The sequence below is a fragment of the Spirochaeta thermophila DSM 6192 genome (genome assembly GCF_000147075.1).
GTDB lineage: Bacteria > Spirochaetota > Spirochaetia > Winmispirales > Winmispiraceae > Winmispira > Winmispira thermophila_A.
In genome coordinates, this window is sequence record NC_014484.1 from 116,200 (window position 1) to 140,503 (window position 24,304).

Annotated in this window: 16 protein-coding genes; 12 read left to right on the forward strand and 4 right to left on the reverse strand. The window is 63.1% G+C overall.

Annotation, left to right across the window (positions count from 1 at the left end; all coding sequences use genetic code 11):
* Positions 1–77: 77 nt before the first annotated feature.
* Positions 78–7,022 carry a FlgD immunoglobulin-like domain containing protein gene (locus STHERM_RS00480; RefSeq protein ID WP_013312913.1) on the forward strand — a complete coding sequence of 2,315 codons (6,945 nt, stop codon included), beginning with the start codon at positions 78–80 and terminating at the stop codon, positions 7,020–7,022.
* A gap of 30 nt (positions 7,023–7,052) precedes the next feature.
* On the opposite strand, the gene STHERM_RS00485 is transcribed toward STHERM_RS00480, so the two are convergent.
* Together STHERM_RS00485 and STHERM_RS00490 are read right to left on the reverse strand one after the other, a co-directional pair.
* A complete protein-coding gene (locus tag STHERM_RS00485) occupies positions 7,053–8,186 on the reverse strand; it encodes a hypothetical protein (RefSeq protein WP_013312914.1) in 1,134 nt (377 codons plus the stop codon).
* Position 8,187: 1 nt separating this feature from the next.
* On the reverse strand, positions 8,188–8,652 hold the full coding sequence (locus tag STHERM_RS00490; protein WP_013312915.1) for a peroxiredoxin: 465 nt from the start codon (positions 8,650–8,652) through the stop codon (positions 8,188–8,190).
* Positions 8,653–8,718: 66 nt separating this feature from the next.
* Between STHERM_RS00490 and STHERM_RS00495 the strand changes: the two genes are divergently transcribed.
* The 3 genes from STHERM_RS00495 (at position 8,719) to STHERM_RS00505 (ending at position 12,335) form a co-directional block, all read left to right on the forward strand.
* The gene (locus STHERM_RS00495; protein WP_013312916.1) at positions 8,719–9,426 is read left to right on the forward strand and encodes an acyl-[acyl-carrier-protein] thioesterase; all 708 of its coding nucleotides are present in this window, start codon (positions 8,719–8,721) and stop codon (positions 9,424–9,426) included.
* A gap of 163 nt (positions 9,427–9,589) precedes the next feature.
* The gene (locus STHERM_RS00500; protein ID WP_013312917.1) at positions 9,590–11,485 is read left to right on the forward strand and encodes a methyl-accepting chemotaxis protein; all 1,896 of its coding nucleotides are present in this window, start codon (positions 9,590–9,592) and stop codon (positions 11,483–11,485) included.
* Positions 11,451–12,335 (forward strand): glycosyltransferase family 2 protein, encoded by an 885-nt coding sequence (locus STHERM_RS00505; protein WP_013312918.1) that lies wholly within the window; start codon positions 11,451–11,453, stop codon positions 12,333–12,335. Before STHERM_RS00500 ends, STHERM_RS00505 begins: the two co-directional genes overlap by 35 nt.
* Here the strand turns inward: STHERM_RS00505 and STHERM_RS00510 are convergent.
* Complete coding sequence (locus STHERM_RS00510; protein ID WP_041623082.1) at positions 12,303–13,157, reverse strand: UTP--glucose-1-phosphate uridylyltransferase; 855 nt, start codon at positions 13,155–13,157, stop codon at positions 12,303–12,305. The two genes, STHERM_RS00505 and STHERM_RS00510, sit on opposite strands and share 33 nt — an antisense overlap.
* Positions 13,158–13,285: 128 nt before the next feature.
* On the opposite strand from STHERM_RS00510, the gene STHERM_RS00515 reads away from it, so the two are divergent.
* Together STHERM_RS00515 and STHERM_RS12610 are read left to right on the forward strand one after the other, a co-directional pair.
* Positions 13,286–14,386 carry a hybrid sensor histidine kinase/response regulator gene (locus tag STHERM_RS00515; RefSeq protein WP_013312920.1) on the forward strand — a complete coding sequence of 367 codons (1,101 nt, stop codon included), beginning with the start codon at positions 13,286–13,288 and terminating at the stop codon, positions 14,384–14,386.
* Positions 14,387–14,407: 21 nt separating this feature from the next.
* Complete coding sequence (locus STHERM_RS12610) at positions 14,408–15,088, forward strand: hypothetical protein (RefSeq protein WP_013312921.1); 681 nt, start codon at positions 14,408–14,410, stop codon at positions 15,086–15,088.
* An 11-nt stretch (positions 15,089–15,099) separates the two neighbouring features.
* Here STHERM_RS12610 and STHERM_RS00525 read toward each other — a convergent pair whose 3' ends face one another.
* On the reverse strand, positions 15,100–16,104 hold the full coding sequence (locus STHERM_RS00525) for a tRNA dihydrouridine synthase (RefSeq protein WP_013312922.1): 1,005 nt from the start codon (positions 16,102–16,104) through the stop codon (positions 15,100–15,102).
* A gap of 53 nt (positions 16,105–16,157) precedes the next feature.
* Here STHERM_RS00525 and STHERM_RS00530 point away from each other — a divergent pair, with 53 nt between their 5' ends.
* Genes STHERM_RS00530 through STHERM_RS00555 form a run of 6 tightly spaced genes read left to right on the forward strand, consistent with a single transcriptional unit; the run spans position 16,158 to position 24,300 of the window.
* The gene (locus tag STHERM_RS00530; protein ID WP_013312923.1) at positions 16,158–18,347 is read left to right on the forward strand and encodes a methyl-accepting chemotaxis protein; all 2,190 of its coding nucleotides are present in this window, start codon (positions 16,158–16,160) and stop codon (positions 18,345–18,347) included.
* Between the two features lie 13 nt (positions 18,348–18,360).
* Complete coding sequence (locus STHERM_RS00535; RefSeq protein ID WP_013312924.1) at positions 18,361–20,022, forward strand: adenylate/guanylate cyclase domain-containing protein; 1,662 nt, start codon at positions 18,361–18,363, stop codon at positions 20,020–20,022.
* Positions 20,023–20,055: 33 nt separating this feature from the next.
* Positions 20,056–21,147: a hypothetical protein gene (locus STHERM_RS00540; protein WP_237223310.1), complete on the forward strand. Its 1,092-nt coding sequence runs from the start codon at positions 20,056–20,058 to the stop codon at positions 21,145–21,147.
* Positions 21,141–22,100 (forward strand): hypothetical protein, encoded by a 960-nt coding sequence (locus tag STHERM_RS00545; RefSeq protein WP_013312926.1) that lies wholly within the window; start codon positions 21,141–21,143, stop codon positions 22,098–22,100. Before STHERM_RS00540 ends, STHERM_RS00545 begins: the two co-directional genes overlap by 7 nt.
* Positions 22,091–23,272: a hypothetical protein gene (locus STHERM_RS00550; RefSeq protein WP_013312927.1), complete on the forward strand. Its 1,182-nt coding sequence runs from the start codon at positions 22,091–22,093 to the stop codon at positions 23,270–23,272. The genes STHERM_RS00545 and STHERM_RS00550 overlap by 10 nt, the downstream gene beginning before the upstream one ends.
* On the forward strand, positions 23,266–24,300 hold the full coding sequence (locus STHERM_RS00555) for a hypothetical protein (RefSeq protein ID WP_013312928.1): 1,035 nt from the start codon (positions 23,266–23,268) through the stop codon (positions 24,298–24,300). Before STHERM_RS00550 ends, STHERM_RS00555 begins: the two co-directional genes overlap by 7 nt.
* Positions 24,301–24,304 lie beyond the last annotated feature (4 nt).

A 24,304-nucleotide genomic window follows, 5' to 3' on the forward strand; every position in this document is an offset into this window, starting at 1 on the left:
TATACGTTGTAGCCCATTTCCGCTTCTCGTGCAAGGGGATTGGAAAGAGGGGTGGATGATGGGCTATACTAATACTGGTGAGCGCACTACGGGCATTCCTCGATGGATTTTCGGGAAAGGACTTTCTTTGTTTTCTCCTGCTTGTGGGGGTAACCGGTGGGGCTCTCTTCGGCCAGAGTGCCATCCCGGCCCAGAGCGGCAACTACCTGCAAGTCACGGGTACCCCTCAGAACGGTGACCAGGACCCCTACATGGTGCTCTTCTACGAGGTCCCGGATACCATCACGAGCACACTCTACTTTGCGGTGGAACATCCGGGGCTCAGCGGTGCAGCGCCTGACCAGGGCACAGGTGGGACGTGGGAGTTCTTTCTCGTAGGGGGAACAGGGGCCCTCACCCAGTCGAGGAAGCTCAACTTCGCGAACGATGCCGAGGTCCTCGCGGGGACCGTGCTCTCCACCATCCAGGCCACGAACGAGACCGGCTGGGTGTATTTCGACGGGGTGGTCCCCTCGCAGGGGGAGCACATCGGCAACAGGTACTACTTCAAGATCGTGGCCAAGGCCCCCGATGACAGCAAGAACGGGTTCAGGTGCGATGTCTCCTATTCCAACACAGGCACCCCTACAGGGGATTCGAACATCAGGGCCTTTGCCTACGTGTGGACCCTCGCCCTGCTCGACAACGTGGGCACCACGTGGGACCTCTACCCATTTGTCCCTGACAGCGCAGGCCCCACCGACACCATCGACTACAAGAACTGGGACATGGACGGGGGGGAGACCCTGGCTGCCTGGGACAAGAGCGGGAATCCCCTCTCTCCTTCACCATCTATCTCTGGGAATGGCACTACCTGGCCCAATGATGTGGCGACCTCCTCATACACCATAGGCTCGGAGACGAACGGGACCTGGCGCCTCCAGATCACGGAGGGGAATGGAGGGGAGCCTGCCATCAACACATCGCTCTTCTGGTTCACCCTCAACGATATCGCGGCCGACGACACCGACGTGCCCTTGAAGACCTACTCGGCCCCCTATTCTCCGCCGGCCCCCGACCACGTGGTGATCTCACCCCTCTCTCAGACCGTGCAGACCGGTCAGGGTGCCTCGGTGACCCTCCAGATCGTCGATGCCTCCGGGAACCCGGTGCCCTATGTGCGGAACCTCTACGTGACGGTCTCGGGGAACGCGACCATCTCGCCCGACAACAACGGCACGGCCCAGGAGGAACTCATTGCCACCTCATCCGACGGGATCGCCACCTTCACCGTGACCGACGCGAGTGCAGAGACCGTCACCGTGACGGTCTATTGGGACGGTACCGGCGGGTCGGATTCGTTCGGCACTGCCTCGTATACCACGGCCACGGTGGATGTGGCGGCATCCCTTCCACCGACGATCTCGAGTGCCGCGAATACCACCATTCCCATCGGGACAGGGCCCTACACCCTCGCGGATGTCACGATCACCGACGTGAGCGGGGGGCAGGTGACAGCCTTGAATGGGATCCGGATACGCCTCGGAGGCGGACTTTCGGCCCAGTTCGATGCGACGGTCACGAGTCTCTCTATGAGCGGGACTGCGGTCTCCAACGGGAGGGTGGCGAACCCCGTCTCTGTCTCGTACGAGTCCGGTAATACGGTGGTCTTCGTCCCTGTACTGGGCGATTTCGCGGCAGGGGAGGAGGTGACCATCTCCGGACTCGCTCTCGACAGCGCAAGCCTTTCGCCTTCTTCGGGGTACTTGGAGCTTTCGGTGGACGGGGGGACGAGCTGGGTGAGTGTGGACGACAAGGCCATCGTGCTGCAGGGGAGCTCCTATGTCTGGGACGGGGATACGAGCACCTCATGGAACGACGGCAACAACTGGCAGGGCGGGAGTCCGCCGCCCGACGACGGCACGGCCGAGATCACGATCCCGGCCGGGTGTACGTACTATCCCCAGCTCGTCTCGGGCGAGAGTCACACCGTGGCCCAGGTGGTGGTGATGAGTGGCGGCGCCCTCACCCTGGATGCAGGCTCGAGCCTCACGGTGAACGGTGGCTTCCAGGATGATGGTACGGTGACGGTCTCGGGGACGCTCTTGGTAAGTGGTCTTCTCACGGTGACAGGGAGCCTTGATCTCCAGGCCGGAGGACAGGTGAGTGCGGGCACGTTCTCATCGGACGGTACAGTGCAGAGTGCAGGGGACATCACCACTGGGGATTTCACGAGCATGGGGAGCTTCACGAGTACAGGGGCCAACAGCATCACCCCTTCTGGGGATGTTTCGATAAGCGGGACCTTCTCGGATCCTTCGGCCCAGTGCACCCTCACCATGTCGGGGACGTCGACCACCCTCACCTCCTCGCAGACCCTGGGGAACCTCATCCTCTCGGGGTCCGCCTCGGTGACCCTGGGTTCTTCTCTCGTGCTCGGGGGCGACCTCTCCGTGCCTGCAGGCACCGCGCTCGGTGCGGCGGGGTTCGATGTGGATGTGACGGGGGGTGTCTCGGTGGGAGGGACGTTCGATGCCTCTGGCATCACGCTCACCGTGGGGGGTGACCTCTCGGTTACAGGGACGCTCACCCTCACCGGCGCTACTTGCGTACTCGACGGGGCCGGGGCTCAGAATGTGGGTCTGGGAGGGGCGCAGCCTGCCACGCTCCAAGTGGCGAACACGGGCGGCCAGGTGCGGTTCACGGATGCGGTGGTCACGGGCACCCTCCAGGTGATGAGCGCGGGGAGTGTGGTCTTCGAGGGAGATCTCACGGTGACCACGAGCGTCTCCTTCTCCCCGGCCGGGTACGACCTGGCCTTCAATGCGGGTCCGGGGGGCCAGACCACCTCTTTCCCCGGGGGGATCACCTTCCCCCACACGGGGAGTCTGAGCCTGGGGAATGCGGCGGCCGATTCGTTCCAGGCGGCAGGTATCCTCACCGCCACGGCCTGTTCCTCTGTGCAGGTGGGGGGCACGGTCTCCACGGCGGGAGCCGGAGGGGACGTCTCTCTGGGCGACGCCGACACCCCGGTGTCGCTCGCGGCCGACACCACGGTGGATGCCGGGACGGGGGGGGTGACCCTGGGGGGGACGGTGGACGGGGGGTACGTGCTCAACGTGAACGGCGGTGGGAACGTGGTGCTGGGGGGGGATGTGGGTGGTGGGGTGCCGGTGGGGTCATTGAGCGTGAGCGGTGGGAGCATCGAGGTGGGAGGGGACGTGACGGCGGTGGGGGATGTGGGTTTTGTGGGGTCTGTGGTGGTGTCGGCGGACGTGGTGATCGACACGAGCGGCGGGGGGGGTGCTGTGAGCTTTTCGGGAACGGTGGATGGAGCGGTGGGCGGTGAGTCGGTGACGATCGGTGCAGGGACGGGGAATGTGGTGTTGGGAGGTGCGGTGGGAGGTGGCGTGCCCGTGGGGGCTTTGAGTGTGAGTGGGGGGAGCATCGATGTGGGGGCGGACGTGACGGCGGTGGGGGATGTGGGTTTTGTGGGGCCGGTGGTGGTCTCGGCGGACGTGGTGATCGACACGAGCGGTGGGGGAGGGGATGTGAGTTTTTCGGGAACGGTGGACGGAGCGGTGGGGGGTGAGTCGGTGACGATCAGCGCAGGCACGGGGAGCGTGGTCTTCTCCGGTGACCTAGGGGCCACCACTCGGATAGGAGTCCTCACCGTCTCCTCTGGGGGCCGTGTGGATCTGGGGGGAAGCATGCGCACCGACAATGCCGTTGTGTCCATTACCCCCCCCGTGCGACTCACCTCGGCCTCCACTGATATCTGGGTGGACAGCGGTATCGGAAACATCACCTTTTCCGACACGGTGGAGGACAGCGCATCGGGGGCACACAACCTCATCCTCATAGGGGGGGGCGACCTCACCTTCTCCGCCGACGTGGGTGCGGTGAACGAGCCGGCCTACCTCATCCTCGACATCACGGGCAACATCACCATCTCGGGGAACATCCGGGCCGGGAACTTCGTGCTCTACAACGGGACCGTGTTCCTCAACGGGAACACCATAGAGAGCACCACGGGCGATGTGGTCCTCTTCGGTCCGAACTACGGTGAGGACGACCCCCAGACCACCCCCGTGGACACCAACTTCGCCTATCCGGATATGGCGACCCTCTCGGCCGTCTACGACCCGGGCTCCTATGGCGGGGCCTTCGATGCCGCCTCCCTGGGTGGGAGCACCATCATCGTGGGACAGGACTTCTACGCGAACGGGGTGGACCTTGTCGCCTCCTCCACCTGGACCCTCACCATCCCCGACAACTCCGCCTCGGATAGGATCGCCTACCCGGTGCCGGGTGGTGTCTACGGCAGCGGATCGGGCACATACGCGGTGGTCTACAACTGCACGGTCGCCTACAGCAACGCCGGCCCCGGTGTGGTCTCTGCCTCAACGGGGAACGGGAACACCGATGGGGGAAACAACTCGGGGTGGGACTTCGGTTCACCGTCTATTGTGAGTGTGGAGACGGTGTGGGACAACGTACTCCACGTGACCTTCTCGGAGCCTCTCGAGAACAGCAACGGCGAGATCACCTTGGCGGTGCAGAACGGGCTCATACGTTTCAACGACGAAACCGGCACCTACACCTTCGACGAGGTGTACCAGGATGCAGCCTGTAGCATCCCCCTTCCTCTAGGTGACGTGGGCGAGTTCTGGCTCAAGGCGACAGGACCGAACGAGACCTGGAATACCGACGCCACGGGATCTGGTCCCGGGGATACCAACTCCACCGATACGGGTGGCACTCACAGTACCCTTACCCCTTCCCTCTGGATAGAGAAGGGGGCGCTCTTCGATACCGCGAAGAACCCCATAGGACCGTATGGCATAAACGGTGGTTCCCCCGATACCTCGACTGTGGATGGGGTGCCGCCCGTGCTCTACAGGGTGGAATACGGCAGGGCTGATCCGGCCACCACGGCAGGGACTCAATACCACGGCCACAACTTCTTCCACCTCTACTACTCGGAGCCTGTGACGATAGGGAGCCTCGGCACAGGTGCGGCAAATGAGCGGAGTGAGGATCTCGTCTCTACTAAGGGCGGCGATATAGAGGACGATGGCGGAACCCGCCTCGTCGTCGAGGGGTACTTTAGCATCGATTTCGGTGCCCCTGTCTCCATGGAGCGGGGAGTACAGCCTGGTACGCCGGGCGGGTCCAGTTCGAACGCCCTCTACCGCACGCTCCCCGGCCTCATCACCAGTCCCGACCACGAGCTGGTGATCTTCCTCTCCGGCTACCACGACGGCACCGGTTGGCCCGGCTGGCACCGCAACGTCCCCAACCCTGCAGGCGGGACGATCGATGCGGTCTACGATCTGGGTGGACAGATAGTGGACATGGTTGGGAATCCCCTCGATACGAGCGTGCATGCCTCCACCATAGACTCCTCGAGTACCGGCTCCTCCGACTGGGACAATCCGTGGGATGTGGACCCGCCCGCACTCGCGCCGTACAGCCCTGTGTCCGGTTCCTATGAGGGGGTGCTCCTCGATACAGACGGGGACGGCAAGGTGGACACCGTGGACTTCCACTTCCTGGATAACTCCCAGGATGCAGGCAGCTGGAACTCCGAGAACGACCACCCCGATCCTACAGGAGGGATACGGGATGTCTTCTCCTCCTATCCGGGTAATCAACACCTCGCCTTTTCGTTCGAGATCACCGGGTCCAACAATCCCACCTCCGGCTACAACCAAGGGCTTTCCACCGCGGTGAACAACAGCCTCTTTGGGAGCATCAACCAGCCCGACGATCCCTACCTCTCCCTCAGCCTCTCCGGGGCGCCCTGGCAGCTCGTGGACCTCAACCTCTCGGTGCGCTATGACCACACCAAGGCCTCCTTCACGGATCTTGCCGGGAACCTCCTGGAGTCCTTTGGCCCGCTTCCCCTCATAGAGAAGGTGCCCCCGCGTATCGTCTTTACCCTCGCCTCTGCAGGGAGCGACCGGATGTACGTGCGCTTCTCCGAGCCGGTGTACGGGAATCAGGCCCATACCCTCCCCGTTGGTGCCTCAGACGTTGCCATCTCCGGTGTGACAGGGATTGGGGTGGGTGGAGTAGAGAGGCTCACCCTCGCAGCTGATGGAGTGGGGGTGTGGGACGTCCTCCTCACCCTCACCCGCCCCCTCTCCGCGGATGAGGCGGTGCAGGCGATGATCGGGGCGGTCGATGATACGAGCATCTACGATGCCGCAGGAAATGCGATGCGCTCGGCCGATACGCACAGGATCACGGATGTGGGCCTGGGGATCGTGGAGCCCTTGTGGGCAGCGGACAGGGTGCACAGCGAGGAGACGGGAGGCGGGTTCTCCAGCCTCAAGGTCTTCGACGGCTCAGGTGCCCTCCTCCCGGGCGACATTACCCTGCAGGCACGGATCCAGGCCTCCTCGCTGGAGACCTCCTCCCTCTTCCTCGTGTACGATGTGGATCCTCCTGAGGATGTGTACATCACCACCGACCAGTACGACCGCACCACGTTCCCTGAGATGTGGTTTCCCGTGCTCTTTCCAGGGGTGAACCCCCAACCCAACACCGAGGTGAGGACCGTCTCACCCTTCTCCTCCCAGGGGGCCCTCCGCACCTTCCTCGTCCCGGGGAGCGATCCCGAGATGAGGGAAGGGGGCACGGTTGAGTTTCTCTTCTACCTCAACAACCTCTACTGTGCAAGGCTCACCGATGAGAATGATCCGCGCACCCTCGCCCCCTGGTCGTTCGTGCTCTCCGGGCTCAAGGAGCAGCGGGCCGGGGTGACCATCCTCAACAACGTCATCAACCCCACCCAGGGCGAAGTGACGGTGGTGAACTACCGTCTCTCGCGAGCCGGTATGGTGACCATCCAGGTCTTCGCTCTGGACGGTTCCCTCGTGCGTACGCTCCAGCGGGGACTTCAGGGGGCTGGTACCTACACCGTGGCGTGGGACGGGAGGAACGGAAGCGGCAGGGTGGTGGCGAGGGGGCTCTATTTCATACGGGTGGTGGGACCAGGCATCGACGAATACCGCAAGGTGATGGTGGTGAAGTGAGGGCCGCCTCACAAGAAGCGCAGAGCTTCCCTACTCCTGTACCAGCTCGAGTCGTGGGTGGGCCACGAGGATGCTCCCCGCATCCATGGTGAGGGGGGAGGAGGGATCGGTGGCCGAGATGCAGATCTGTACTACTGGGTCATCCGGGTTCGCAGGGGGAAAGATGGTGAGATCTTCCTCCACGGAGACCTCGACCCATCCCGCATCCCAACTCGGTTCCGCGGGGATGCTGTGAATGTACCCGTTGTCCACGAAGGAGCCGCTCTCGGTGTCATAGAGGGTATTGAAGCGCACCGCGATCCGAGAGGCGGGGAATACGTTGTTGGAACCGGCCTGTGGATCCTGGCGAACCATGAACGAGAGGCGGTAGGTACCGGACACAAGCTCCATAGGGGTATCCCCCGAGGCCCTGAGGGAGAGGCGGGCCCAGATGGGGGCATCCAACCTCGTGATCTTCACATTGTCGAGGGTAACCTCCAGATTAATCGCCTGCTCGATGGGATTGAGACTGTTGATGAGAAAGGCTGGGCTCCCTGAGGTATCCACGGAGAAGAACAGGGCTTCATCCTCTGAGGGAGGAAGGTGATACACCGTCCCCACATCCGTGGCCGTCACCCTGTAGCACCAGGTATCAGGCTGAGGATTTGAGGTATCGTTGTACTCAACCGGAAAGGAGGAGATGGTCTGCTCCACCCGATACATGAGCCGTACAGTGAGGGGCGTACCTTCGGGATAGGGCCACCCTATGAGAGAGGTAAGGGGGTAGTACACGTGGTCGTTTTGCTGGGGTATGGAAACCCGGAGGGATCCCGTACCCTCGAGGGGGGAGACGATCTCTCTCGTCACACTCGCCCCTCCTGCCGCTGCCCACCCGGTGGGTGGGTCACTCGCATCCTCGAAGTCGCCGTTGGGGAGGAGGTTGCAGGTGCGCAGCCTGTAGGCGTTCTCCCCGTCGTACTGGACCGAGGCCTCCTCCTCCCACACCATGTAGGTGCCCGTCCCGTCGTCGGCCGTCCAGGCCGGGAAGGGGTGGTCTTCCAGGAGGTTCACGCCGTGGTAGGGGCCGAGGAAGTCGTGGAGCGAACAGGAGCCCATCCCCACCAGGATGGCTCCCCCTATAAGGAGGAAAAGGTGTGGCATCGGAGCATGTCTCACACCCTTCATTCTACTCCATCCGGGAGAGAATCTCCAACACCTCGCGCGCGTGCTCCTCGGGCCGCACGTCGGGGAACACGGCCCTGATCACGTCGTGCTCGTCGATGATGTAGGTGCACCGTCGCACTCGTTCCTTCTCCTCGCCCTTCACCTTTCGGACGGTGAGGGCTCCATAGGCCCGGATCACCTTCTTCTCGGGGTCGCTCAGGAGGAAGAAGGGGAGGTCGTACCTGGTCTTGAACGAGGCGTGGGAGCGCACCGAGTCGGGGCTTATCCCTATGACCACGGCCCCTGTGGCGAGGATGGTCTCGTACATATCCCTGAAGCCGCAGGCCTCTTTGGTGCAGCCCGGGGTGTTGTCCCTGGGATAGAAGTAGATCACCTTCTTCTTGTCGGCAAAGTCGGAGAGGTCTCGCACCTCGCCATTGTCGTCGGGAAGGGTGAACGCAGGGGCTTTCTCTCCCTCTCGTAACATGCTAGCCTCCGTATATAAAGATATCGGTTTTTCGCAGGAATACCAAACACCACAGGACGTATAGTCATGAAATACTCGGAACAGTTCGTGGTGCGATCGTACGAGGCATGCGGGAGGGGGTTTCTCAGGCCCGATGCGCTCGCAGGCTATTTCCAGGAGACCGCGTGGAAGAGTGCGGAGGCGCTCGGATTCGGTTACCGTGCAGTGGTGGAGCACGGGTGGGCATGGGTCCTCTCGCGCCTCCTCGTGCGATACGAGCGCGTCCCCCGGTGGGGGGAGGAGGTGGTGGTGACGACCTGGCCCCGCCCCTCGGAGGGGATCTTCGCCTGCAGGGACTACCTGGTGGAAGACGCGGAAGGAGGGGTGTGCATCCGGGCGACGAGCCGTTGGCTGCTCCTCGAGGCCGCCTCGCGGCGGCCGGTGAGGCCGGAGAGGCTGGTGCGGACCGGACTTCTGGAGGAATCCGCGATCGAGGATGCGCCGCTCAAGCTGGGACCGCAGGGGGAGGTGGAGAGGGTGAGTGAGGTGATCGCCGGGTACCTGGACGTGGATCCCAACGGCCACGTGAACAACACGCGGTACATCGGCTGGTGTACCGCGGGCCTCGTGCTTCGGGGCGGGCGGCCCGAGACCTGGAGGGGGTACCACGTGAACTTCGTGGGAGAGGCCCACGAGGGGGATGTGTGCACCATATGGGTGGGCAATGGGGGGGTGGAGGTGAGGAAAGGGGATGTGGCGCTCGCGAGGATGAGGGTGGAACCCGGTTCGCCGTGAGAGATCGGTGGGGTTCTTCCCATGAGCATGGAATTTCCCCGTAGAATATAGTATTCTTTACCTGTTGCCTCAGGAAGAAGCTGATGCGATCGGCGGATGACCTTCCAGATCCATGGTTGATCCAACGACGAGAGAATCGAGATAGAGCACGAGGTTACGACGCATGAGATTACGTACCACGCTACTCTTCATCATCGGAACGCTCCTCGTGGGGAGCATCCTTTCCATCTTCATCTTCCGGGCGGGGATGCGGCGCCTTGAGGACGCCTCCGGGTTCGGTATCCAGATGGAACGGGCCATCGGCCAGTTCTACCAGTACAGCAACGCCGTGAGAATGACGATGAGCCAGGAGGCGGGCAGCACCACGCTCGTGCAACTCATGTCACTCTGGGATCTCGCGGAGACCTCGTTCGAACGGGAGCTGTCCCTCCTCATCGCTCATCCGGGGAAGGCCCTCATGGACGAATCCCTCCAGAGCGAGGTCGAGGGATTGTACGGCCTCTGGAGGAACACCGTGGAGCGGATGAGGCCGACCAAGGAGACGGTGCGCGCGCTCTCGAAGGATCCCTCTCTCCCCGCTCAGTACAGACGAGGCCTCTACGTGCTCTACACCCGCCTCATCCTCGAAGAGGGGCAGGATGCCCGGGTGGCCGAGCTCCACGACACCATCACCGAGCTCCAGGACAACCTCAGGATCCTCGATAACCAGTTGGGGGCCGAGCTTCAGAGTCTGTCGGCCGTGGTGCAGGAGCGGGTGGTCCTCCTCATCCGGCAGACGCAGGTCTCGGTGGTGGTGGCCATAGGTTTCGTCCTTCTTCTCGTGAGCCTGCTCATCGCGCGGATCCTGGTGGTCCTTTCCCGCCGCATCCGTCTGGTTGAACGCGTGCTCAACCAGGTGAACAACAGGGATCTCACGGTACGGGCCGACCTCAGGGGGAAGGACGAGTTCGCCGAGATGGCCTCCTACATCAACACCGTGCTGGATGCGCTGCAGGCCTTCTTCTCCTCGGTTCGGGCGACGGTGGCCCATTTGAACGATCTCCGACTCACCTTCGCGCACACCTCGAGCCAGACCGTGGCCGCGGTGACCGAGATCAATCGGAACCTCGATTCCCTGAGCACCGCCTTCCGGCGCGTGCTCGACGAACAAGCCGGTCCGGCGGTGGAGGAGGTGGAAAAGATCCACCGGGCCATCGCCGAGCTCTCGCAGGTGGTCTCCCACCAGCGTGAGAACGTGGAGACCATCACGAGTTCCATCGAGGAGGTGAACGCCTCGATCCAGAACGTGACTCACCTTCTTGAGGAACGGATGGCGCGATTCGAGCAGGTGCGAGAGATGGTGCACCGTGGAGGAGATTTCCTCTCCTTGGCCAACAGTGCGGTCCAGGAGATAGGTGCGGCGATCTCCAATGTCATGGAGATCATCGGGATCATCAACACCGTGGCAGCCCAGACCAATCTCCTCTCCCTCAACGCCGCCATCGAGAGCGCCCACGCAGGAGAGGCCGGGAGAGGGTTTGCGGTGGTGGCAGAGGAGATCAGGAAGCTTGCTGAGGCCACCGCGGGCTACGCTTCGCGGATTACCACCACCCTTCGGGAGATGCGCGATAAGGTAGAGGGTGCCACCCGCACGAGCCGTGAGAGCGTGCAGGTCTTCGACTCGGTGGTGAAGGAGATCGACGAGTCCGTGCTCGCCCTCAACGAGGTGGTGGCGAGCGTGACGGAGATGGCGAAGGGGGGTGCGCAGGTCCTCGAGGGAAGCCAGGAGGTGTCACGGGACGCCCGGCTCATCGACGAGCGGATGAAGGACGTCTCGCGTGGTGCCGACGTACTGCGAGGCTCCATCCAATCGGTGTACAGTCTCTCGGAGGACGTCCTTCGAGGGCTCACCGAGATAGAAGGGGGAGCGCGAGAGATACTCCAGGGCGCCTCGGAGATCGAACGACTTGCCCGAGGGACGTCCGAGTACGTGGAACGTCTCTCCGGCATGCTGGGTGAGTACGTGCTCGAGGGGGGCGAGGACGATGCCTCTGGTGAGCGTGGTGATACCGGTCCATAACAGGGCTTCCTTGCTGCAGGAAGCCCTCGCCTCCGTGGTACGCCAGACCTGGCGCGATCTGGAGGTGATCGTGGTCGACGACGGCTCCGAGGACGGGAGCGCCGAGGTGGGGGAGCGCTGGGGTGCCCGAGTGGTGAGGATGGCGCACTGCGGCCGGCCGGGGAAGGTGAGGAACGTGGGGGTGGAGCATGCGCGGGGAGCGCTCATCGCCTTTCTCGATTCTGACGATCTCTGGAAGCCTGAGAAACTCACCCGCCAGATGGCCCTATGGGAAGGGTGCGCACGGAAGGGGATTCCCCTCGTCCATACCCGCGAGGAGTGGATGAGGAAGGGGAGGATCATCTCGCAGGCGGGGCAGGTGCACAGACGGGAGGGGAATGTCTTCGCCTGGGCCGTGAAGAAGTGCATCATCGGTCCGTCCACGGTGCTCATGGAGCGGCGCGTCTTCGAGGACCTGGGCGGTTTCAGGGAAGACCTGGAGATCGCCGAGGATTACGAGCTCTGGCTCAGGCTCACGGACAGGTGTCCCGTGGCCTACCTCGACGAGCCGGTGGTGGTGAAACGGGCGGGAGCCTGGGAACAGCTTTCGGAGAAGTACGGTCACATCGAGGTCTTCAGGATCATGGCCCTCAAGCCTCTCGTGGATGGGGACGTGTTCCTTCCCGAACACAGGGCGGTGGCCCGGGAGGAGCTCATACGCAAGTGCGAGGTGTACGCCCGGGGGGCTCGGAAGCGGGGGAGGATGGAGGAGGCGGAGCGTTTCCTCTCGTGCGCTGAGGCCTACAGGAGGGGAGAGAAGGGGGGCCCGGATCCCTGGTCATGTCCCGTCGAAGAATCCGACGTGCCGTGAGATCCATCGTTCCAAGGGTACCCGAAGGTCGTCCCTGGTGAGGGCGTACTCGAGGATCGCCTCGAGGTAGCCGGACGGTTCCCCGGTGTCGATCCGTTTCCCTTCCACGCGTGTGTGGACGACCTTCCCCTGGGCCATGAGACGGCGCAGGGCGTAGAGGTGGTAGTATTCCCCTCCGGTGTGTGCCTTCCACCCCTCTTCGAGGAGGGGGAACACGTCGGGCGTGAAGAGATACCTTCCGATGGAGACCTCGCGACTCGGTTCCGTGCCGGGTGCGGGTTTCTCCACCATGTCCTCCACGTGGATGCCGTCTTGGGCGAGCTTGAGCACACCGTAGCGGGAGAGGTCGGGCGGGTCGTGTATGCTCGCAAGGACACAGCAGCCCGTCTCCCGGTAGGTCCGGATGAGCTGAGCGGTGAGGGGCGGGTTCCCGAAGTGGAGGTCGTCGGGATAGGCCACCACGAAGGGCTCGTCACCGATGAAAGGTCTGGCACAGAGCAGGGCGTGACCCGTGCCCCTCATCTCCTGCTGGTGCACGATGAAGACGTGGGCCCGGGGTGGGGCGATGCGGGCGAGGAGGTCCCGCTTCCCTGCCCGTTCCAGAGCGAGCTCGAGCTCGATCTCCCTGTCCAGGTAGTCCTCGAGGGCCTTCTTCCTGCGCGAGGAGATGACGAGGATCTCGTCGACACCGGATGCGGTGAACTCGTCTATGATGAACTGGAGGGAGGGGGTGTCGACGAGAGGGAGGAGTTCCTTGGGTACGGTCTTGGTGGCGGGGAGGAAGCGGGTGCCGTAGCCGGCCGCGACGATGACGCCTTTCATGATGTGGTTATACCAGGTTGGACCGGGGGGACGCAAGTGCGTGTGGGAAATGGGGATGGAAAACTGGAAAGGGATCATGGGGTGTACTAGAATGGTGATAGTACCATGTCTCGACAAGGAGCCTTGCGGTGTCAGAGGGCCGTATCCTGGTGGTGGAGGACGACATCCTCACGCTCTCGTTCCTCGTGAAGCTCTTCGAGCGGCGGGGGTTCGAGGTGGAAGGGGTGTCTTCGGGGGGAGAGGCGGTCCGGCGGGTGGAGGAACTCGAGGCGTTCGATCTCGTGCTCCTCGATATCGTCATGCCGGGCCTGAGCGGGGTGGAGGTGTGCGAGCTCATCAGGGAACGGTATCCCATGTTCAGGTTGCCCGTCCTCTTCCTCACTGCCCTGGCTCAGCCGTCCGAGGTGGCGCGGGCCCTCGATGCCGGTGGGAACGACTACATCGTGAAACCGCCGCAGGAGGACGAGCTCTTCGCCCGGGTGCGGAACCTCATCCGGCTCAAACGGGCGGTGGAGGAGAACGAAGAGCTCCAGGAGCTCCTGAGGCTCAAGGAACGGCTCTTCAACCTGGTGGCTCACGACGTGAAGGTTCCCGCCTCGAGCATCCTCCAGGCGGCAGCCCTGCTCAGGGAAGGGGTTCCGCCGGGGCTTCGGCGGTATCTCTCGGGGATAGAGGATGCGGCACGTCGGATCCTGGACCTGGTGAAGGGGTTCCTGGGGTATGTGCGGGTGCGGCGTCTCGTGGATCTGGAGAGAGGAGCGCCGGTGGACCTTTCGGTGCTCCTCCTCCAGGTGGTCCAGCGGTGGAAGGATCGGGCGAGGGCGAAGGGTGTGGGCGTGGCCTATGGGTTCGATCGGGGGCGGCGCTGGACGGTGCAGGGCGATCCCCTGCTCCTCGAGGAGCTCATGGACAACCTGGTGGGCAATGCGGTGAAGTACACGTATCCCGACACCCTGGTGCGGGTGATGCTGGAGGAGCGGGACGGCAGGGTGCGGTTCGCGGTGGCCGACGAGGGGCCGGGGGTGAAGGAGAGCGACAGGGAACGGATATTCCAGGAGTTCGTGTCGCTTTCGAAGGAGGGGGGGATGGGGCTCGGGCTCGCGCTGGTGAAGGAGGTGGCACGGCTGCACGGGGCGCGGGTGGGGGTGGAGGATGCGGAGGGGGGTGGGGCGGTCTTCTGGGTGGAGTTCGAAGGGACGGTTGAGCGGGACCGAGAGGATGGGCTATGATCGGGGAAAGGAGGTGGCGGTGTGAAGAAGGTGCTGGGTCTCGTGATGCTCGGGGGGATGCTCGCCCTCGGGGGATGCAGGGTGGAGGTGGATCTGGTGCTGGGGGGCCAGGGGGCGCGGGGGGCGGGGAAGGTGGTGGTGGATCCCATCCTCCTCGCCTATTGGAAGGACCTCCAGGTGGAGGAAGCTCCCCTCTTCGATCTCGCACGTCTGCAGTCCACGGCCGCACGGTATCCGGGGTTTCGGTTCGTCTCGCTCGACCCCGAGGGGGAAGGGGTGCTCTCCTTCTCCTTCGAAGTGGAGGAGGTGCGCAGGTTCCTCGCCTCTCTGGGGAGGGATGAGGTGGCATCCGCGGGTACGAACAGGGGATTGACGATCAAAGCGGACAGGGATCTGTTCGTCTGGATCTTCTCGCTCGTACTGGGGGACGAGGAGACCGCCGAGCGGCTCCTCCCGCCTCCCGCACTTTCGCCTGAGGACATGCGGGCCTACTTCCACTGGGTCTTCGAGGAGTACGCCACGCCGCACGAGGTGAATCTCATGTTGGACGGAGCCGCACTCGTGCTCAGGGTGAGTGCAGATGCCCCCGTGGCGGCGGTGAAGGGGGGCGTTCGGGAGGGACAGGATGCCGCGGTCTTCACGATTCCCTTCTTCCCCCTTCTCGCAGGAGAGGAGAGGGACTACGAGATCTCCTGGGAGTGACGTGCCGCCTGTCATTCCTCCTCGTGGAGGATCTCTTCCGGATGCCGTTCGAAGTACGCGGATAGCAGGCGTTCGATCTCTGTGAGGGAATCGGCCTTGAGGATCGCGGAGAGGAGCGTGTGCCCGAAGAAGAGGTTCCTCGTGTAGTACCTGAAGAATCTCCTCGCCCTGGAGAGGTGGAACTCGGGGGGTTGGTGGCGGGAGAGAAGCTCCAGGAAGGAACGGGCGGCCTCCTCGAGATTCACGGTGAACGGTTCTCTCTCTCCTCGGTCCCGCGACCGGAGGTAGGCGAAGAACCACGGGGCCTGGACGGCCTTTCGTCCGATCATGATGCCTGCGAGGCCCGGTATCTCCTCCCTCCTCTTCCGGTACACATCGAAAGAGGTGATGTTTCCGTTTCCCACCACGGGTATCGGGATCTCCTCGAGGAGGGGAGGGATGAGGTCCCAGCGTGCGGGCCGGTCGTGTTTCTCCTTGAGGCCCTTGGGGTGTACGGTGATGAAGGAGAGGCCCTGTCCCATGAGTCCCTGGAGGAAGGCGATGAATTCCTCGAGAGGGAGGGATTCCGGGATGCGGATCTTCACGGAGAGGGAGAGGTGAGGGGGAAGGACCCTGCGGACTTCCCCCACGAGGCGTACGGCCTCTTCTCCTCTGAGGAGCCATCCTGCACCGCCTCCCCGCTTGCGTATCTCAGGGGCGGCGCACCCCATGTTGATATCCACCCCCAGGATCGGGTACTCCGCGAGGATCCCGGCCGCCTGTACGAGGGAGTCCGTGTCGTAACCCACGAGCTGGACGATGGTGCGCGACGGGTCCGGAGAGAAGTCGAGATAGAAACGCTCGTAGGGTCCCTTCGAGAGGAGACCGGGAGCGCTTATCATCTCCGTGGCGTAGACGCTGCATCCTCCCCATGTGTGGAGGAGGGCCCTGAATCCGGAATGGGTGAGTTCCGCCATGGGTGCGAGGAAGAGGGGGAACTCCCCGTTAAGCGGGAACAGGGAAGGATTTGTTTGCATCTTGTCCCCCTTTCTGCTACTATAAGAATTGTGACTTTAGTAAGGAGAAGGGAATGCTGCAAGTAGGGCTGCTCGTTGCCGGTATCGTCCTTGGTGGGGGGATGGCCTTCTTCCTGCTCAAGGGGAGGATGGGGAAAGGGGTAGGGAACACGATGCGTCTTCTCTCGGTGGTGGAGGATGCCCTGGAGGAGATCTCTCAGGGGAATCTCGAGACATCGATCCGACTGTCGAGGGACGGGAATCTCAAGGCCACGCCCGGGCCTCTCAGGCCGATCCAGACCCGCCTCTTCAGGCTCGTCCGGGAGGTCAACAGGATCACCGGAGAGCCGCTCCACCGGATCTTCTATGTGGGGAGCGATCTGTTCCTGGAGGGTATTACCTGCGCAGAGGACATCGGCGGCAGACTCGGCGGGAGAGGCAAGGTGGCCCTCTTCGCCCGTTCTCCCCGCCACGTGGGAAACATGCTCAGGGTTCAGGGATTCCGGAACATCTCGGGCCTGAGGTTCCCCGATCTCGAGATCCTCGGTCCGTTCTTCACCGGGGGTACGGTGGAGGATGCCGTGAGGTCGGTTCGAGAGGTGCTTCGCGCGCATCCCGACGTGGCGGCCCTCTATTGCGCAGACGAGACGTCGCCCGAAGGTGTGTGCAGGGCCGTGAAGGAGGCGGGGAGGAAGGATCTCTATCTCGTGGTACACGAACTCAGGGATGCCCTCATCCCCTATTTCGAAGACGGGACCCTCGACGTGGCCATGGACCAGGATCTCTTCTTCCAGGGCTACAATACCGCGGTGCACCTCTTCAACTACGTTGTCCACTCCTGGAGGCCCGCCTCTTCGCACATCCCCACCACGGTGGACCGGGTGACCAAGGAGAACTTCCGGGATTTCTGGGAACCGGGCAAGGGGGTGAGGATCTCCAAGGAGCGTCTCGCGCGGAGGGCCGAGCCCATGGGACCGGCGGACAGGCCGGTGAAGATCCTGTTCATAGGAGACGAACGATACGAGGTCTTCGAGCAGATCAAACAGGGGGTCTCCCAGGTGGCCGAGGTCCTCTCCGGCTACAACGCCGAGGTGGAGTGGGCGTGTCCTCCCGCCCACCGGGTGAGGGGAGGGAAGATGCTCTCCGCATACGAGCTCATCCCCTACATCAAGGAAAAGATCGCCGAGACCTCTCCCGACGCCCTCGCGGTCACCGTGAAGGACCGCAGGATCTTTCCCTTCCTCAACCACCTGGCGCATGAGGGGCTCCCCATCGCCACGTACAACACCGAGCCTCTCACGGTTCGAGGGCTGCTCTACGGCATCTCCGAGACCGCGCAGGATCTCTTCGGTCTCAGCACGGTGCTCGCACAGGGAACGGAGGAGTCGGATCTCGCCATGAGGGAGATCCAGAGCGCCATCACCGAGGTCGCCGAGAGCGTGGAGTCGCAGCAATCCACGGTGCAGAAGGGTGCCGAGGCGGTCTCGCACCTCATGGGGTCCATCCAGCGTGTGAGGGAGGGCGTGGACAGACAGGTGGAGGCGGTGGATGCCTCCAGCGCCCTGCGCGGGGACCTGCGGGATGCGGTGCGTACCCTCGGCCACCAGGTGGACAGGCTCACCCATGTGAGGGAGAAGATGAGCGAGGTGGTGGGGAGGATGGAGGAACTGGGTGGGTTCTCCCAGACCATAGGAGAGGTGGTGGCTTCCATAGAGAACGTGGCGGTGCGCACGAACCTCCTCGCCCTCAATGCAGCCATCGAGGCCGCACATGCGGGGGAGGCCGGGAAGGGTTTCGCCGTGGTGGCGGAAGAGGTGCGCAAGCTCGCCCAGCAGTCGGGGGTGGAGAGTTCCAGGATCGCGCAGATCGTCGCCCAGATACAGGAGCAGGTGGGCCTCACCTCGGCCTCCATGGAGGAACTCTCCGGCGAGATACAGGAGCAGATGGGGAGTCTCTCGTCGCTCATGGAGAGCTTTCAGGTCCTCATCGGGAAGTTCCTCGATTCGGTGGAACGGGTCTCCGAAGTGATAGAGGAAAACAAGCGGCAGGCCGACCTTATGGATCGGGACGCCCAACAGGTGAACACCATGATAGACGAGGTGGTGGCGGTGAGCGAGCAGAACCGGGCGGCCACCGAAGAGGTCTCGGCCGCCATCCGGGAGCTTTTCGCCCAGATGGGGAGCATCCGGGACATGGCCCGTCAGCTCGCCGGTACGGCGCAAGCCCTGAAAGGTGCCATCGTCCAGTTCATGTCCTGGAGGTAGGAGTGAGGTCCGCGTGAGCATACGGATAAAGGTGGTGCTCGTCATCATCCCCATCCTCGTGCTTTCGCTCTTGATCGCAGGGCTCTCGTCATACTTCTTCGCCACATCCGGTATCACCAGGATCGCGAGGGAATTCCTCGGTTTCAAGGCCGATGAGCTGGAGAAGTACATGCTCACACAGTGGCAGGTGCTGGTGGAGAGCGGACTCTCCGACAGGCCCGAGATGCGGGCTGCCACGCAGGAGGGGATGGCTTCGTTCGCCGCCACCCTCATAAGGAGTACCACTGAGCTCATCCTCGCCGTCGACGGCGACGGTGCGCTCGCCTTCTCCACTTCCCCGGTGGAGCTGACTCCGGAAGAGTGGGACACGATACGGGAGGTCTTCGAGACCGGGAGGGCGGAAGGGTTCTTCACCCTCAGGCTGGGGGATACGGAACGCGTGGGAAGGGGATTCTTCTTCGAACCCTTCTCCTGGTATGTGGTCCTCACCGAGGCGCGGACTACCTTCTACCAGGATGTGGAGAAGATCACCACCCAGACGATCTACATCGTGGCGGGAAGTATCCTGTTCGCCTCGCTCCTCGTGTTCTTCTTCGTGGGGTATCTCCTGCGCCCCCTCTCCCGGGTGGTCTCCACCATGCAGGGGATCATCGCATCCACCGATCTCTCCCAGCGGGTGCCGGTGGAATACCACGACGAGATAGGTGAGCTCTCACACACCTTCAACCTCATGGTGGAGGGACTGGATCGGGCCTATACGAGCATCAAGAACTACGCCATGGAGGCGGTGGTCGCCAGACGCAACGAGATGAAGATCCGCAACATCTTCCAGAAGTACGTGCCGCAGGACATCATCGACCAGTTCTTTGAGCATCCCGAATCCATGCTGGTGGGCGACAACCGGGTGCTCGCGGTGCTCTTCTCCGACATCCGAAGTTTTACGACTATCTCGGAGGGTATGCCTCCCGACGAACTGGTCGAGGCCCTCAACCGCTACTTTGCCCTCATGGTGGACATCATCACCGCCCGCAACGGGATCGTAGACAAGTACATAGGGGACGCCATCATGGCCTTCTTTGGTGCCCCGGTGAAGCGGCCGGACGACGGATACAACGCGGTGCTGGCTGCAATAGAGATGACGGAGAAGGTGAAGGAGTTCAATCAGCGGCAGATCGAGGAGGGGAAGCCCGAGTTCCGGATAGGGGTGGGGATCAACTACGGCCTGGTCACCGTGGGAAACATAGGGTGCGAGAAGAAGATGGACTACACGGTGATCGGGGACATGGTGAACCTCGCCTCCCGTCTGGAAGGACTCACGAAGTACTATCATCAGGAGATCGTCATATCGGAGAGCCTCTTCCGAAAGGTGGAGGGGAAGCTTCCGGTGAGGCTCCTCGATACCGTGGCGGTGAAGGGGAAACACCGGGGGGTGCGTATCTACACGGTGAAGCGAGAGCTCTCGCCACGGCAGGAGGAGATCTGGAAGCTGCACAACGAGGGGATGGAGCTCTACTATGCGAGGCGGTTCGACGAGGCAGCCGTGCTCTTCCAGCGGATCCTGGAGCTCGATCCCCAGGACTATCCCGCGCAGATGCTCTCCAGGCGGTGCAGGCTCTATGTCGTGGAACCGCCTCCTCCCGACTGGGACGGGGTGGAGAAGATGCTGGTGAAGTGAAAAATCAGAGAGAACGTACTATACTTGAGTGTGATGAGGATGCGTAAGGCCCTGCTGACGATGGTAGGGATGCTCTGGGGCGTGTCCGTCCTCTCCGCCGTGCCCCAGGTCAGGCTCGAAGAGCCCGTCGTGGAGGAGCTGGACTTGTCCCCGGAACTCGTGGTGAAGGCCCTCGTCGCTTCGCTGGAGGCGAGGGAGGTGCTGGTGGAGGATGATGCGGGTTACGTGCTCACGACGAGGGTGTGGGGCGGAGGGAGACGGGGCGTGATCGCGTTCCGGCTCTACGTGGAGAAAGGAGAGACGAGGAGTCTCGTGGCGGCCGTGGTGGCCTCCTTCCCTCTCAACCTCTCCTTCTACGCCGAGGTGGACAGGGCCGTTGAGGATCTCCTGCACCGGTGGCTGAGCCGTTTTCCGGAGGTGGCTGCCCCTGAAGATGCGGTCTTCCCGGTGGAGGTGAGGGGACCGGACGAGGGTGCGGTGGTGAAGGTAGGGGATGTGGTGCTCGGGACCATCGAGGAGGGGGTGCTCGTGGGGGATCCGTTCAGGGTGGTGCTGGGAAGCAGGGTGAAGCTCACCGTGGAGAAGGAGGGCTACTTCCCGAGGGATGTGGAGGTGGTGATCGAGGAGAGTCCCGTGGTGGTGGAGCTCCCCCCCCTTCTCCGACAGCATCGCTTCGAGGTGGGGCTCTTCAGCACGCTCGGCCAGCTGAAAGGGGCGGGGGTGGAGGCACGGTGGTACGCCCTGCCGGATCAGGTCTTCGCAGGGCTCAGGGAGTACGTCTATGGAGAGGGAGGCGGCCGGTGGTGGATGCCCGAGGTGGTGTTCCGCAGCCAGACCGAGGTGGTGGCCGGGGCGTACCTCGTGGGAGGGGTGAGCTCGGCCGTGCGGCTGTGGATGGAGACTGGTATCGGAGGGTACCTCTCGTTCGTGGAGGGGATGCCGTTCGATCTCTACTACCACCTCATCGGGCTGGGGGTGGAGTGGGTGGTGAGGCCCGGATGGGCCCTGTATGCACGCACGGGGTACGACTATGCCGCGGGCACCGGGCTTCTGCCCCAGGGCGGGCTCTTTCTGTATCCCAAGGGAGGGCCTGCACTTTCTGTGGGAGTAGGTTACCGATGGTAGGACGCGCACGTTCCATAGCATGGGGGCTCCTGGTCTCCTTCCTGCTCGGGACGGCCTGCTCGCTCTTTGAGCTTTCCCGGTTTCCGTTCTACGACCGGTGGGCCGAGGAGGGCGTGGACCTCGGGGCGTACCTGGAGGACTTTGGTGCCACTCCGTTCTATGAACACTACGAGGCGGTCTTCACGGTATCGGACGGGCCCTCTTCGAGGTATGTCGTGCTCGGGATACGAGAGAAGAACGGGATGAGGGGCAGGCTCTTCGTGATGGACGGATCGCTCCGCATCAGACGGGTGCTGGATGCCGAGGATGTGGAGGAGCCCGAGCGGTTCTACGGGAGGCCCTTCGTGGATGCCTCGGACAAGGTGGTGTTCGGGGACTACTGGATCGATCCCGAGGGGAGCGGGGATCCCGAGCTGATCCAGGGGGGGACGTACCTGGAAGGGAAGCGGTTCTGGGGGGAAGAGGGAGGGAGCCTCTACAACTACAGGCTATGGGGGGACGGTACCGATCTCCACATAGAGGTGTGCGCTGAGAACTGGGGGGCTTCCACCACGTATACCATGTCATTCGACTGGGATGTACGAGAGGGATGGAGGGTGAAGGACCGCGTCGTCCTGGAGTGCGAGAAGGAGGGGGAGCGCCGTTTTCTCATACTGCCGTTCGATTCGTATACCTCATGGACCTCTCCTCTGTTCGACAACTATCCATGGTTTCCCCTTCCCTTCGAGGGCTACGACGGTGCGGTCTCGGTGACCGAGGAGGGTATCCTCGTCTCGAAGTGGGAGGAGGACGTGCGCATCCACGAGCGGTACAACATTGAAGGTGAGTTCGTGGACTCTGCCGAGATGCCGTGGGACTACGAGGTGTTCTGGGCCTATGCCCCCACGGGCGATGCCCTCTACGTCTTCGATCCCGTGCTCAAGAAGGTCTTCAGGGGGCCGGTGTGGTGGTGAGAGACGGACTTCGCCGGCTGGGTGCGGTGGTTCTCTTCTGTGTGCTGGCCGGCGGTATGTGGGGACAGACGGTGCGGGTGGCCGTCTACGCCGATCCCGAGGTGCACGAAGCCCCCATCTGGTACGAGGAGACGCTCGCGCTTCTCACCTCCTACTCATGGGTGGCAGTCGAGGAGGCCGGTTCTCTTCCTCCCGGCTGGCGTGACGATGCGAAGCGACGGGGGGTCTCGGCGGCGCTCCTCATCACCGCGGAAGATGACGCCCTCCGCTACCGCGCCTACCGGTTCGACACGGAGGAAGAGGTCTTCGACTTTCGAGTGGATACGGCCGTCTCTTCTCCCCTGGTGGTGAAGGCCCGGCTCTCTCCCCTCAAGGAAGCCCTGGACGGACTCGATGCCCGCTTCAGGGGTGTGCATGACCTGGCCACGAAGGGTGAGGGGATGCTCGTCGTGGAGGCGGTGCCGGGGACGCTTCTCGAGGGGATCTTCACCGATCCGGTGGAGGTGGGGGAGGAGGGGGTGATACGGTTCAGGTTGCCCGCTCCTTCCACCTACGTGGTGAGGGGGCTCCGGGAGGGCTATACCACCGAGGAGACGGTGGCCGTGCTGCGGGTGGGGGAGGAGACGAGGGTGGTGCTTCCTCAGGAGCGGGTCGTGGGGGTGGTCACCGGCGTGAACCTCCAGTATTTCCAGTTTCCCGGGTGGTCGATCATGTACGAGGTGGTCCCCGACTGGTTCTCGGCGGGAGGGGGGGTGGATTGGTACGGTGTGGGGCTCTACCTCCCCGAGCGTCCGTGGGAGAGCGACCGGCAGGCGGGCTTCGTCTCCTTTGCCCTCATCGAGCCCTGGATCGGCCTGCGGACCACCTTCATTCGCTGGAGGAGCGGGGTATCCCTCTTCGGTGCTATGCGCGTGTTCCTCCGGGTGGTGTACCCCGAGGGGTTATGGGGGATCGATCCGGTGGCTCCGGGTGGTGTGGTCCTCGGAAGCGGGATCAGGTTGCCGCTTTCCCGAAGGTGGGCGATGGTGGTGGAAGGGGGCCTCTCCGCCTACATGACGAAGAATCGACTGTTGTTCTACGAGATGTTGGGGGAAGAGGCGGAACAGGCGGAGGACATCGCCAGGAGTATCTTCCGGCCGGGGATGAAGGCCGGGGTGGAGGTGACATGGTGACGGATCGGCACCGGGTATCGGCAGCTCTTTTCTCATTCCTGGTGATCACGGGGTGTATGCTTCCGCCGTACGACGAGGATCTCCTCCTCACCCTCTTTGTCCTCGATGGAAGACTGGAGAAGGTAGGGGAGACGGGGGTCGTGGGGGTCCTCTGGGATTCCTCCTACGAGGACCTCGCATACTTTCCGGAACGGGATGCGATCGAGAGGGGGGTGGTCCTGATGAGGGGGCGCGACCATGCACAGGTGAGGTGGATCTCAGGGAAAAAGAACCTCATGGACCAGGGTGTGCCTCCGGGGGTGGCTCGGGTGGTGATGGGTTCCTCCAACGAGGAGCAGGCGCAGGCGTTCCTCCTCTACTACGATGGAGGAGGATGGTGGATCATGCCGGGAGAAAGGAATGGGGAGGGAGTCTCCTGGGGGAATCCCGAATCCCTCTCTTCCCTCTTCCCATCCGCAGGTGTTGTCGTGTACGGGGCGTTCGCCTCCTTCCAGGGGTCCCCTTCGGAACCGCTGTACGTCGCCCTCCTCTCCGGGGATGGAGCTGGCACCTACTACGAGCATGTGGCCACCGGGAGTGTGTGGGGGCTTTCTCCCTACGATGTGAACCTGGACTTGAGAGAGCTTGGTTCGTCGGGTATATCCCTTTCAAGGGTGTCCGGACCAGGAGTCTACCTCTTCGACGTGTTTCGATATGAGAGCTTCTTCCTGGGGCCGGGAGCTTCCTCTCTCCATGTGTGGTACGAGGAAGAAGGTGCGCTCCGAGAGAGGGATGTGCCGGTTGAGGGTGTGCCGCTTGAGGTGACGCCCTCGGGGTATCTCCTCACCTATGAGGAATCGACCGGCGAGTTCCTCGTCTACGATTCCGCGTTCTCGCTCAAGGATCGGTTCTCAGCCGGACGTCTCTCACCTGCAGGGTGGTACGAGTGGGAGGGGAAGGAGGTCTTCTTCTTCTCCCTTCCCCACATCCTCCAGACGAAAGAGGGGGCTGCAGCCTTCTTCGAGGTATACGCCTATCCACTTGAGTGATCGA